The sequence below is a fragment of the Raoultibacter phocaeensis genome (assembly GCF_901411515.1).
GTDB lineage: Bacteria > Actinomycetota > Coriobacteriia > Coriobacteriales > Eggerthellaceae > Raoultibacter > Raoultibacter phocaeensis.
The window spans coordinates 1,665,198-1,677,424 of the sequence record NZ_CABDUX010000002.1; the positions used below are offsets into that span (position 1 = coordinate 1,665,198).

9 protein-coding genes are annotated in these 12,227 nt (G+C 63.5%); 1 reads left to right on the forward strand and 8 read right to left on the reverse strand.

The genetic code is table 11. From position 1 onward, the window contains the following. Nucleotides 1-398: 398 nt before the first annotated feature. Together FJE54_RS15020 and FJE54_RS15025 are read right to left on the reverse strand one after the other, a co-directional pair. A complete protein-coding gene (locus FJE54_RS15020; protein ID WP_139653597.1) occupies nt 399-2,195 on the reverse strand; it encodes an NAD(P)/FAD-dependent oxidoreductase in 1,797 nt (598 codons plus the stop codon). After that, complete coding sequence (locus FJE54_RS15025) at nt 2,192-3,478, reverse strand: aminoacetone oxidase family FAD-binding enzyme (RefSeq protein ID WP_255467458.1); 1,287 nt, start codon at nt 3,476-3,478, stop codon at nt 2,192-2,194. The genes FJE54_RS15020 and FJE54_RS15025 overlap by 4 nt, the downstream gene beginning before the upstream one ends. A gap of 249 nt (nt 3,479-3,727) precedes the next feature. Here FJE54_RS15025 and FJE54_RS15030 point away from each other — a divergent pair, with 249 nt between their 5' ends. After that, the gene (locus FJE54_RS15030) at nt 3,728-5,311 is read left to right on the forward strand and encodes a response regulator transcription factor (RefSeq protein WP_180326766.1); all 1,584 of its coding nucleotides are present in this window, start codon (nt 3,728-3,730) and stop codon (nt 5,309-5,311) included. A gap of 231 nt (nt 5,312-5,542) precedes the next feature. Here the strand turns inward: FJE54_RS15030 and FJE54_RS15035 are convergent, their stop codons facing one another. The 6 genes from FJE54_RS15035 to FJE54_RS15060 all read right to left on the reverse strand — a co-directional run bounded on the left by FJE54_RS15035 (nt 5,543) and on the right by FJE54_RS15060 (nt 11,742). Further along, complete coding sequence (locus FJE54_RS15035) at nt 5,543-6,958, reverse strand: SLC13 family permease (protein WP_139653599.1); 1,416 nt, start codon at nt 6,956-6,958, stop codon at nt 5,543-5,545. A gap of 81 nt (nt 6,959-7,039) precedes the next feature. Further along, on the reverse strand, nt 7,040-8,281 hold the full coding sequence (locus FJE54_RS15040) for an MFS transporter (RefSeq protein WP_180326767.1): 1,242 nt from the start codon (nt 8,279-8,281) through the stop codon (nt 7,040-7,042). A 275-nt stretch (nt 8,282-8,556) separates the two neighbouring features. After that, nucleotides 8,557-8,793, reverse strand: coding sequence for a hypothetical protein (locus FJE54_RS15045; protein ID WP_139653601.1), 237 nt, complete (start codon nt 8,791-8,793; stop codon nt 8,557-8,559). 94 nt (nt 8,794-8,887) lie between these two features. Next, the gene (locus FJE54_RS15050; protein ID WP_139653602.1) at nt 8,888-9,103 is read right to left on the reverse strand and encodes a hypothetical protein; all 216 of its coding nucleotides are present in this window, start codon (nt 9,101-9,103) and stop codon (nt 8,888-8,890) included. 19 nt (nt 9,104-9,122) lie between these two features. Beyond that, nucleotides 9,123-9,470: a 4Fe-4S dicluster domain-containing protein gene (locus FJE54_RS15055; protein WP_139653603.1), complete on the reverse strand. Its 348-nt coding sequence runs from the start codon at nt 9,468-9,470 to the stop codon at nt 9,123-9,125. Between the two features lie 16 nt (nt 9,471-9,486). After that, nucleotides 9,487-11,742 carry a molybdopterin-dependent oxidoreductase gene (locus FJE54_RS15060; protein ID WP_139653604.1) on the reverse strand — a complete coding sequence of 752 codons (2,256 nt, stop codon included), beginning with the start codon at nt 11,740-11,742 and terminating at the stop codon, nt 9,487-9,489. Nucleotides 11,743-12,227: the final 485 nt, after the last annotated feature.

The following is a 12,227-nucleotide window of genomic DNA, read 5'->3' on the forward strand; positions in this document are numbered from 1 at the left end:
CCGAATGCCCCGTCGGTGGCGTTTTGTTAGATGCAGCTAACCGCAACCAGGCGTTTTGGCAAGCCTTCTCGCACCCGAAAGCGGCGGAAACTCGTTTGGTCTTCGCAAAGCGGGCCTTCGCCGCCATCGGAGGGCCTTTTTCGCGCAGAAACGCATTATCAATAAAAGGGTCCTAAAGGGACGTGGAATTACGGGCGAAGACGAGGCGAAACGAGAAATCGGGGGGTTGTTCCTGACCGAGGGAGCAACGAGGCTTTCCTGTATGCAGGAGCACCCGCGGCTTTCCCCATCCGAGGGAGCAGCGAGGTTTCCCCGCCCGCGGGAGCAACGGGGTTTTCCCCGCCTGCGGGAGAAGCGGGGGTTTCCAGGGCGGACCGGTCAGATCGCTGCGGGTTGAATCAATCAGCGATTACCCAATCAGCCGCAAGCGCCTCGGCCACGCGCAGGCCGTCGACGGCGGCGCTCATGATGCCGCCCGCATAGCCCGCTCCCTCGCCGCAGGGATAGAGGCCCGTCGCCGCCGAACGCCGCGCCTCGCCGCCCGAGCCGTCGCCGCTGCCCGAGGCACGACCGGCGCCCGAGCAGTCGCCGGTGCCCGAGCCGCCGCCCGGCCCCCCGACACCCGCCGGACACGCGGAACCGTCCGGGCCGCCGGACGGCTCGCCGGCCCACTGCGCCTGGAAGCCGCCGTCGCGCACGATGCGCACGGGGGAGGAACTGCGCGTTTCGACGCCGGTCAGCACCGCCTGCGCGTCGGCGAAGCCGGAAAGCTTGCGATCGAGCAGCGGCAGGGCCTCGGCGAGCGCATCGGCCACGAAACCCGGCAGGCACTCGCGCAGATCGCACCAGGCGACGCCGCGCGGGCAGGTCGGCCGCACGCGGTCGGACGGGCAGCCCGCACGCCCCGCGAGGAAATCGCCGACCGTCTGCGCAGGCGCGGCGTACGGCGCGCCTCCCGCTTCGGCGGCGCACCGGTAGGCGGCCCGCTCGATCGCGCGCTGAAACTCCACGCCCGCAAGCACGTCGTCGCCTCCGAAGTCCGCAGGGTCGACGCCCACGAGCAGCGCGCTGTTCGCGTTTTCGCCGTCGCGCGCAAAGCGGCTCATGCCGTTGACCGCCACGCCGCCCCCCTCGCTCGCGGCGCACACGACCTCGCCGCCGGGGCACATGCAGAACGTGTACACGCCCCGCCCGCTCGGCAGGTGCACGGCGAGCTTGTACTCGGCTGCTCCGAGCGCCGGATGGTCGGCGGCGCTTCCGTACTGCGCCCGGCTGATATCCCGCTGCGAATGCTCGATGCGCACGCCGACCGAAAACGGCTTGCGCTCCATCGCGATGCCTGCATCGCGCAGCATCGCGAACGTGTCGCGGGCGGAATGGCCGCAGGCGAGGACGACCTGCTCGGCTCCCACGGTTTCGCGCGCGCCCGTGCGCACGTCGAGAAGCTCGACTGCGCTGAGCGCGCCCTTTGAAAACGAAAGCGAAGAAAGCTGCGTTTCGAACCGCGCGCTTCCGCCCGCACGCTCTATCTCCTCGCGCATCGAACGCACGACGGAGACGAGCCTATCGGTTCCGATATGGGGTTTCGCCTGCCAGAGTATCTCTTCGGGAGCGCCCGCCTCGACGAACCACGCGAGCACGTGCTTCGCGTAGGGGTTCTTGGTGTTGGTGGTAAGCTTGCCGTCCGAAAACGTACCCGCCCCGCCCTCGCCGAACTGGATGTTCGCCTGCTCGTCAAGGCGGCCGGTGCGCTCGAACTCTGCGACCGCCCGGATGCGCTCTTCGACTGCAGGCCCGCGCTCGACGAGAAGCGGCCGCAATCCCGCACGCGCAAGGTAGAGCGCCGCGAACAGCCCCGCGGGGCCCGCGCCTGCGACGACGGGCCTCGATCCGGATTCCGTGCGCTTCGACAGATCGCGGACGGAAAGCGGCTCGTAGGGGACGTGGCGCTTCGCCCCGGCGGCAACCAAGCGCTCCTCGCGCGCGGCATCGGCAAGCCCGACGACGAGCGTACACGCGAAATGGACGTCGGACTTCTTGCGGGCGTCGACGCTGCGCTTCGCAAGCCGCACCTCGCTAAGCTCGCCGGGCGCGAGGCCGAGCGCCTTAGCCGCAGCCGCGCGCAGCAGGGGCCCGCGGTCGCATCCCGGCGAAAACGCGTCGAGCGGCACCTGCACGTTGGGCACCTCGATCATCGCGCCACCCGCCTGACGGACGAACGCCCGGCGAGCATGCCGCTCGTCCACGCCCAATGGAGGTTGAATCCCCCGCACGGCCCGTCGACGTCGAGCGCCTCGCCGGCCGCGAACAAACCCGGATGCGCGCGCGACTCCATCGTCTCGGGACCGAATGAGTCGACGGCGATGCCGCCCCGCATCACCTGGCATTGCCGCACGTCGCCGATGCCGCGCACTTCGAGCTCGAACGATTTGACCGCGCGCGCGAGCTTCGCCCGTTCGCCGCGGGAAAGCGGGCCGTCGGGCCGCACGCCGGCGGCGCCCAGGACCGCGCGCGCCACCGGAGCGAGCAGCATGCCCGAAAGCAACTCGACGGCGCTGCGCGAGCCGAAGCGCTCGGTGCGCGACGCGATGTCGGCCGCAAGCTCTTCCTCGGAAACGCCGGGAACCAGATCGATCGAGAGCACGTCGCCCGGCTCGGCGAACCGCGACAGGTCAAACACCGCAATGCCCGATACCCCGTACTCGCGAAAGAGCACCTCGCCGACCTCGCGCGCCTTGAGCGCATTCGCGCCGTGTTGCGCCCCGCCGGCCCGCGCGCGAACGCCGGCGTCGTCGAACACGACATCCGCACACGCGTCCCCCCTCGCGCCCCGCAGCGACGCCGCACACTTCACGCGGATGTTGTTGAGGCCCTTGATCGGCGCCGTGTCGGTTTCGAGCGGCCCGAGCACGGGGAGGGCGGCGGCGAACGGATAGCCGGGCGGCAGCATCGAGCGCGCAACCGATCCCCCGCAGGCGACCACCGCCGCGTCGGCGAACACCGTGCCCTCGTCGGCGAAGCTCACGAGGAAGCGATCCTCCACGGGCGTCACGGCGATCGCCTCGGCTTTGCACCGCTGCTCGATCCCGAGCTCGGCGAGGGCGAAGCGCAGCACGTCGAGCACCGAGCTCGCCTTGTTCGCAAGGGGGTAGAGCCGCCCTTCGGACTCTTCGCGCACGCACAGCCCGAGCTCGGCAAACAGCGAGAGGACCTCTTCGGGCCGAAGTGCGCGCAAAGCGGCATCCACGAAGCCGGGGCTGCGGTACGCATCGGCGCGAATGTCCGAATTCGACAGGTTGCAGCGGCCGTTGCCCGTGGCGAGGATGCTCTTGCCCACGCGGTCGGCCGCCTCGTACACCGTGATTTCCGCGGGAACGCCTAAACGCCGCGCCGCGCGCCCGGCCTCCACGGCGGCGGCGAGACCCGCGGCCCCGCCCCCTATGATAGCTATCGTCTTCATGGGTTCATGATACCGCACTTCGCACCCATCGCGCCCGCGCCGTGCGGGCGCCGCCCAATCCCCGCCGCCGCGCGGACCCGCAGCGCTTCGAGGCCCGGGCAGCTTCGAGCCCGCGTTCGAAAACCGCAGATGCACCCGAGCCGGAATATGCGCGACCGCCGAGGCGCTGCACCCGCAAAGTGTTCTATAATACACAGGCGTCGGGTAGCGGCTTCAGGTTCATCCGGCTCAGCGGCAGCGTCGTTCATACGTGCACGAGGGGGATCCATGCTAAACGCGAATGCGGAATCGTTGCGGGAGAAAGCCACGGCGCTCAGCAACGCTCTGTACCTTGAAAGCCCGTTGGTCCTCGGGTTCGCCATACAACTCCTCTGGCTGTTCATCCTGTTCTTCCAAGCGTCCTTCTACTTCGACAACCTGCACGCGATCGACAAGCCGCACTACCTCCTTCTCACGCTCGCGTTTCTGATCGCGTTTCCCGCAACCTGCTTCGCCGTCGGATACTACCGCGAAAAGGTCACCGCGCAGCTGCGCAAGAAATCGGTGCATTTCCTCACGGGGCTCTGCGGGACGATCGGCATGCTGTGCGCGAGCTGCATCGTGCTGTCGGCCGGCCAGGCGCCCTTTGCGCTCGCCTTGGCGGGAACCGTGCTCGCAAGCGTTGCGTGCGCGCCCTCGACGCTTCTGTGGGGGGAAGCGGCGCGAAGGCGGGATCAGAGCATCCTGGCAATCGCAACCATCCTCTCGCTTTTGCTGGCGTTCGCCTTCATACTCGTCATGGCCTACCTGACCGAGGTGAGCTCTGCGAGCATAACGGTCGTCGCATGCCTCTGCCCCCTTTTCTCGGTCGTCTTCGTCTACAAGGCGCAGCACGACAACGAAAGCTACTTCAAGCCGCAGGAGTTCGTAGTTCTGCCCGACGGCACCAAACGGGCGAAGGAGGGCAAGGCCTGGGTGGAGACTTTCCATAATCTGCGCATCAGCAAGCGGGCGTTTGCGCTCAGGCTGGGCAAGAGCGCGCTTCCCTTCGGCATCGTGTACGGCTCTTTTCTGCTCGAAGGCTATCGCTCGCTCCTCTGGAAAGCTCCCCTTACCCAGGATTTCCCCTTCGAGACGATCTGCCCCCTCATCGCCATCCTGCTGTTCACCGGATTGTTTTTCTGGCCCTTCCGAAGCGACGACGGCTCGTACGCCTCCCACCGGCTCGTGCCCTTTTTCCTGGTGTTCCTGCTGTTCTCGTGCTCCCAAAGCTTTTTCGACGCGGGCAACCCGAACTACGCCTGCGTGGCCCTGCTGGCGTTGGCAAGCGTCGCGTTCTGGCTTTACCCGGCCGAGCTCACCACGAGGTACCGCGTTTCCTCCATGATCACGTTCGGGTTCTTCAACGGCTTTCTCACGATCGGGTTGCTCGCGGTGTTCGTCTTGAACGTCTTCGTGCCCCTCGAAACCATCCCCTACCTCCCCGTCACCCTCGTCCGCCTCGCACTGCTCTTGCTCGGCTACGTTTCCCTCGTCACCAACGACCAGATGCGCGAGATCGCAACCCTTGCCAGCCCGCAGGCCGAAGAGCTCGCGCACAAGAGCGGCGAAAAGCCGCATCGCGCGCACTTCAGCGAGCGCTGCCATCTCGTGGCGGACACGTTTTTGCTCTCGCAACGCGAGCTGGAAATCCTCTGCCTCTTGGCGAAGGGCCGCAACGCAGCCTACGTGCAGAAGGAGCTCGTCATCTCCGAAGGCACCGTGCGGACGCACATGAGGAACATCTACCGCAAGCTCGACGTGCACAGCCAGCAGGAGCTCATGGATCTCGTCGACACCGTGGGCCGTCGCCCGACCGGTCCCGCGCGCTGAGCACGCGGGACGACGCGAGGAGATGCCCGCCGAGCATGTTCGGGGCGACGCGAAGGCCCTTCCCGACGCCGTACGCCCGACGCGAAGGCCCTTCCCGACGCCGTACGCCCGACGCATCCGCGAGGGCCCTCCCGCCGCCATCGCCGCCGACTGAAAAAGGGGCCTCCCGGCAGCTTTGCCGAAAGGCCCCCGGCCGCGAAACGCCTCCGACGATCCGCAGCCCGCGCCCGCTCAGTACCCCATCATCGTCACGAGGGGAAGCAGCACGGTCGCGTGCAGGATCATGAGCGCGATCGTCGGGATGATGCCCGACTTGAAATAATCCACGAGCGTCCAGTAGTTGTACTTGTGCACCACCATGCTCGCGCTCTCCAACCCGTTCGCAAACGAGGTGGACGCGCTGATGGCCACCACGATCGTGAAGAACACCGGGCTGATGCCGAACGCGTCGCCGATCATGCACAGCGGCAGAAGCGTGGTGCCGATGAGCGCAGGCCCCACCGGTATGAACAGGCGAATCAGGGGAACCACGATGGCCGTGGCCACCACGAGCAGCCCCGCGCCCACCGCGAGCTTGCCGATCGACGCCTGCAGAAACCAGCTCGCCGAGCCCTGCTGCCGGATGCCGCCAGCAAGCGCCTGCACCGAGCCGATGAGCAGGATCACGTTCCACGACACGCTGTCCACGAACTCGTCCCACGAAAGCACCTCGATGCCCGGGACGAAGCACAGCACGAGCGCGAGAAGCGCGATGCCGGTCAGATCCCAGCCCGTCCAGTTGCTGCCGAGCCACAAACCGAACGTCAGCACGAAGATGGCGAGCACCTTCCAGTCGAGCGCATCGAACTTCTCCTTGTTCGCCGAGAATTCGGCGATGCGCTCGAGCGTCTTTGGGGACAGGGGATCGGGCTTATGCACCAGCACGACCGAGAAATACGCGACGAACAGCAAAACGACCGCGATGGGCGTGCACATGACCGCCCAATCGAGAAACGAGATCTGGATACCCGTACTCGCCTCGAGCATCCCCATCGCCATGATGTTCATGGAGCTTCCCGACGGAAGCGCCCCCCCGCCGATACACGCGGCGTACGGTATGGATATCATGAGCGTGCGGCCGAATCGTGATCTTCCCGGTTCGGCACCCTCGATCTGCAAAACGCTGCTCACCGCAATGCCCGCAAAGAGCGCGCTGCAGGGTAGGTCCGATATGAACATCGAGCACAGAAACGTCGCCGCCATGAACGCGAAGATGACGCGCTTCTCGTTGCCCTTCGTGAACCTGAGCAGAAACGAGACGATGCGCATGGGTATCTTGGTTTTCAGCAGCGCCGCCGAAAGCCCAAACGAAGCGAGCACGAAGAAGATGACGCTGCTCACCCACGCAAGCCAGACCGTCGTTCCCTCGCTCGACGAGAACGGCAGAATGCCGAACACCGGCAGCGCGATCATGATGGCGATGCCGGTGATGGCGAAGGGAACCGGTTCGGCCACCCACAAGAGGATGCCCGCAACCAGCAAAGCGAGGCTCATCTTCCCCGGAAACGAGAGCCCTTCGGGTTCGGGCAGCACCATCGCCACGACGATGATGCCGAGCGCGACGAGAACGCATGCGATCCGTGCAGCTACCGACTTGTCTTTCAACATAGTCCTTATCACCCCCACACTAGATGTCAGCCATGCACGCGGCTTCCGCACCGAATCGTGCGGAAGCCGCGCCGAAATTCCTTACCGAAGGGTCTTTCGCGTGATGATCAACATGAGTGCGACGACGATGATGATCGGAGGCAGGCACAGGATGTGCGATCCGAGCGACCAACCGAACGGGCCGACGAAGTACCCGAGCGCCATGCCGCCCAGGATGTTGCCGCCGTTGCGGAACACGTTCATCAGGCCCATGCCCATCGCGTTTTGGGACGGATCCTCGAGAATTTCGGGGATGGAGGTCTGCACCATGGCGGGAATCCAGCCCTGGCAGAACCCGTTGACGACGGCGATCACGTACACGAGCGTCAGATCGACCGTCGAGAACGCGAACCAGAGGAACACGAGCACGACGACCCACGCGGCCACGATCATCCACTTGCGCGTGCCGAGCTTATCGGAGAGCCATCCGCCGAACGGAATGCCGATTGCGCCGAGCACGGTGCAGAGGCTCACCGCGAAGGCCGCGACGGAAGCGTCGATGCCCGCGACTTCGCGCAGGTAGAGCGACCAGTACGAGCTCGTGGTGCCGGTCGTCGTGAGCGCGAACACTAAAAACATGATGCAGAGGATCCACAATGAGGGATTCTTGAACGCGGCGAACTTGTTGCCGCTTCCCACATCTTCCACGCGCTTGCCGGCAGTCGCCGCCATAACCTCCTTGGACGGCTCCTTGAAGAACAACATGAGCACGATAAAGGCCACGACGCAGTACGCGCACGCAAGCCACCAGACCGATTTCCACCCCATCGAGGCAGCCATGACGGGTGCGATGTTCATGGTGATGAGCGTGCCGAGCGGCATCCACGTCTGGAATACGGCTACCGCAAAGCCCTGCCGGCTTTTCGGAAACCACAGGCTGATGGCCGTTGGGCCCGCCACGCCGATGAAGCCCATACCGCAGCCCTCGACAACACGGGATACGAGCAGCATTTCGAAGCTTGTCGACAAAGCGCCGATCAGAGATCCCACGAACAGCGATATGACCGAAACCGCCAAGGATTTCTTCATACCGAACCGGTACACGAGCCCTGTTGCGGGAAAAGCCAGAATCAGGCCCATGATCGAGAACACCGACATGATCCAGCCGTACGAAGACCCTGGGATGCTAAGCGCCTGAATGATCTCCACCGAGATCGTCGCAGGCTTGAACATATTCAACGGTGCCGCAATGGCCACGATCCACACAGCGATCAGTATCGCCCATGCGCCTTTCGGGACAGCCTCTTTGGCCGGCTTCGAAGCCGAGCCGCTGGTCATTTCCATACAAATCCCCTTCCAATCGATTGAAGCAGATAGCATTGATGACGAAGCTCGCGCCACGTTATACAGAGTGGCGCTTTTCGAGCTCCTGCTTCGGGGAAAGCCTCGCTCCGCACGAGGAGCACACCTGGGCGCGAGGCCCGTTCAAGGTGTTGCAGCGTTGGCACAATCCCCGTGGAACGATTTGCTTGCGTTTTCCCGTGCCTTTGCATTCGCCGCATCCAGTACACGAATACCCGCACATAGCTTCCCCCTATCAGAATTCCCTCGTCGCCACCCTACCGAGGGTCTTTTGGAGCCGACGGCGCCGCAGGGGCACCGGGGGCCTTCGGAGCGGATGGAGCCGCAGGCGATGCCGATGCAGCCGGTTTGGGCGATGCGGGCGCCTCGGGGAACTCCACCCCGCAAAACGGACATTTCTTCAAAGCGATGCCACCCATGCTCTGGATGGTCTTGCCGCAGCTCGGGCACGCGGATGGCCCTGCAGCGGATGCGTCAGCTGGTCTAAAACACATGGTAAGTATATACCTTTCATCCTGGATTTTTGGATGCGCTGCGTCCGGCTTTCGCAACCCGACGCAGCGCACGTTTTAACAGTACGGCGAACGATCAGCCGAGCTTGGTCGGTTTCGTACGCGCATACCCGCGGGTCGGCTTCAGCATGAAGCGGTTCTTCACCACGAAAAACCCGACGCGAGCCATATCCATACGGGTCGTCGAGAGATCGGTGCATATCTCGTCCACCGTTTTGCCTTCGTCGAGCTGGCCGTTCAGAAACTCGATCTGGGCGTCGTCGTCGAGCTCGAGCAACTCGTCAATCGTCATGGCATTCCTCCGTTCTCGTTTATGGCAGATACACGGCGACCTTGTGATCCAGTTCAGCCGCGCGCTTTTGCATGTATTCCAAACTGCCGTATTCCAAACAGAACGACTGGCAGTGCTTCACACAGGTCGGCTCCTTGCCCTCTTCCAGACGAGAGGCGCAGTGGTCGCAGAGCGCCGTCGGAACCGGAAGGTAGATCCAATCCCATGCATCGACCGCACCTTCGGCGATTTTCATCGGCTCCGTTTCGAGGAGCTTTATCCCGTACATACCTATATCGAAATCATGTTCGTTCTTACAGGCGACTTCGCAGCTATGGCACCCGGAGCAGTATTTGTAATCAACAAGCAGTGCAAAATCCTTGCTCATCTGCTTCCCCTTTCGTCTAATCGCTCAGTCCGTCAACTTTTTTGATATCGCACATCACGCCCTTGTAGGGAGCACCGAACCCGAGTTTGCCGATCTCCTTGTGCGGAAGCAGCTCGTTCACGTTGGATTTCCACACGCCGAACAGGTTGGGTTCTTCGCCATCCTGCTCGGGGTACCACCAGCCGTGACGAGTATGCACAACGCGCGGATCGATGATGCCGGTGATGTGGGCCTTCTCGCGCGCCTTGCCGAACGGGCTTGCGATCTCCACCCAATCGCCCTCTTCGATGCCGTAGCGTGCAGCGGTTTCCGGATGGATTTCGACAACGGGCCACGGCGTGATCTCGCGCATCTGAGCCAGCTGGCGATGCTCGGAGTGGAACGACGCGTAGTCGCGGGCGCCGGTGGTCATGATAAGCGGATATTCCTCGGCAAGTTCCGGGTGGCTCGTCTCGTCCCATCGGGGTTTCTCGAAGTACGGCAGCGGGTCCTCGCCCCACGCCTCGTACACGATGGAGTACAGCTCCACCTTGCCGGTGACGGTGTTGAACCCGGGCTCGCCGTCGGGACGCAGCATGCCCTTCTCGTACTTCTTGTAGGTGTAGCTCGGCTGATAGCAGCCGATCTGGCGCAGATCGTCGAACGTGAAACCGTATTCGGGCACGAGCAGCGAATCGAAGAAGTCCTCGACCGAATCGTAGGGCCACCCCGCTGGGTTCAGACGCTTGCCCAGCTCGAGATCGATTTCGAGGTCCGACTTGCACTCGCCGCGCTTCGACGCTTTGTTCATGCAGCCCAAGAACACCGAATTGCGCCCGTAGTGAGGAAGCACGATGCCGTCGTGCTCGGGGAAGGCCGAAAGCGGCAGGAAAACGTCGGCGAACGCCATGGCGGTCGGGGTCATGAACAGGTCGGTACACACCGCGAAGTCGACCTTTTTAAGGGCTTCATACCAGCGATGCGGCTGCGCAGAATTGGTGGGAGCGATCAGGTTCGTGGAATTGAACCAGCTCATATGGATCTCGTACGGATCGCCCGTCTCGAGCACGTCAAGCGTAACGTCGGGATGGGTCGTCGCATGGGTATACGCAAGCGCAGGGTACTCCTCTGCCCCAATGCGCTGCGCCCAATCCTCTTCGGCGACGAACTGGCGGCTGTCCATGCGCCACTTGCCCATGAAGCTGTTGGGCGCGCCGACCGTAAGTCCGCCGGGAACGTCGAGGTTGCCCGTGATAGCCGCAAGCGCGAGGATGGCGTGTCCCGCCTGGATGCCGTTGGACTGCTGGTCGATGGCAAGGCCCCACGCCATGGCGCCCGGATGATGCGTACCGAGGTAGCGGGCAAGCTCCAAAATCTGATCCTCGGGGATCCACGTCACCTCGGACACGTACTCTACCGGGAACTCGGCGGCGCGTTCGGCGAGCTCCTCGAAGCCGTAGCACCAGTTCTCGACAAAATCGTGATCGTAGAGATCTTCTTTGACGATGATGTTGATGAGACCGAGCGCCAAGCACGTGTCGGTCTGAGGCTTGATCTGAATCGTCCAATTGCCCTCGCGGCAACCGAGCCAGGTGACGCGCGGATCGATGCAGATGATCCTCGTACCGCGCTTCATGAGATCCACGAGCGCATGGCCGTGCAAGCCGTCGGGGTTCGATGCAAGCGGAGCCTTGCCCCAGCACACGATGTAATCGGGTACGACGTACTGCGGATCGTCGTAGCGCTGCTCGAAGAAGCCCGCGTAATCGATCTCAGGGTACCCGGCACCCAAAATGAAGTCCGATACCGTCGTTCGGGGGCCGTAGCACGACCACCCTGACTGCGAATAGCAGTAGTTCGGGGTTTGCAGTACGGAGAATGCGAGCGGGTAGCTGTACATGACCGCCTCGCGGCCCGTTCCGCCGTGCACCATGATGGAGCGTGCGCCGTACTTCGCCTTGATGTCCTTGACGTTCTCCTCGATGATGTCGTAGGCCTCTTCCCACGTAATGCGTTCCCATTTGTCTTTGCCGCGATCTTCGCGGGCGCGCTTCATGGGATAGATGATCCGATCGGGGTGGTTCACGTACTCGACCAGATCGAGTCCCGTAGCGTTCAGACGCCCCTGGTAAATCGGATGCTCCTTGTCTCCCTCGACCTTGATGAGGTTGCCATCGGCATCGACCGTCAACTCCATACCCCACCCCACGGGGTGCTCGCCCGGAGGAGACCACGCACAAGTTCTGAAGATGGTGGTGCCATCATCTTGAACGCGTTTCCATTCCTTTTTCATCGGCATAACGCTCCTCTCGCCTCTTGCGCACGGGATTCGCCCGTGCAACTCGAACCGTGCGTCCACGTTTCGCGGACACGATGGAGCTTAGGGCCTGCGCAAAACGCGCCTTACCATGGCCGCTATGAATTGTTGCAGACGCGATCATACGAATCGAGGTAATACCCCTATTTAAGCTTGCTTGAGGATACTCATACCGGGAATGGTAGCGAGCGATCTAGCTGGGAAGATAGGGCGACGGTACGAGCGGCGAGACGCATCGGCGCTACGAGCGGACGAACGCCAAACCCGATTTCGCAGCGGAGTGCGAGTGCGGGTGCCAAAAACCGTCCATATGGATGATCTTTGGCGAGGATAATCGGCGGACCCTGCACCGCCTATTGTCTGAGCTGGCACGATACCCGCGGCTTTTCGAAGCGGCCGGAACAGCGCGCGCAGCCTTGCCAAAAATCGCCCATCTGGACGATTTTTGGTAAGGGCGGCCG

Bases quoted from the DNA above. Each gene is read 5' to 3' on its own strand.
- FJE54_RS15020 (WP_139653597.1), bottom strand. From the start codon at position 2,195: ATGATCGAGGTGCCCAACGTGCAGGTGCCGCTCGACGCGTTTTCGCCG.
- FJE54_RS15030 (WP_180326766.1), top strand. From the start codon at position 3,728: ATGCTAAACGCGAATGCGGAATCGTTGCGGGAGAAAGCCACGGCGCTC.
- FJE54_RS15035 (WP_139653599.1), bottom strand. From the start codon at position 6,958: ATGTTGAAAGACAAGTCGGTAGCTGCACGGATCGCATGCGTTCTCGTC.
- FJE54_RS15040 (WP_180326767.1), bottom strand. From the start codon at position 8,281: ATGGAAATGACCAGCGGCTCGGCTTCGAAGCCGGCCAAAGAGGCTGTC.
- FJE54_RS15045 (WP_139653601.1), bottom strand. From the start codon at position 8,793: ATGTGTTTTAGACCAGCTGACGCATCCGCTGCAGGGCCATCCGCGTGC.
- FJE54_RS15050 (WP_139653602.1), bottom strand. From the start codon at position 9,103: ATGACGATTGACGAGTTGCTCGAGCTCGACGACGACGCCCAGATCGAG.
- FJE54_RS15055 (WP_139653603.1), bottom strand. From the start codon at position 9,470: ATGAGCAAGGATTTTGCACTGCTTGTTGATTACAAATACTGCTCCGGG.
- FJE54_RS15060 (WP_139653604.1), bottom strand. From the start codon at position 11,742: ATGAAAAAGGAATGGAAACGCGTTCAAGATGATGGCACCACCATCTTC.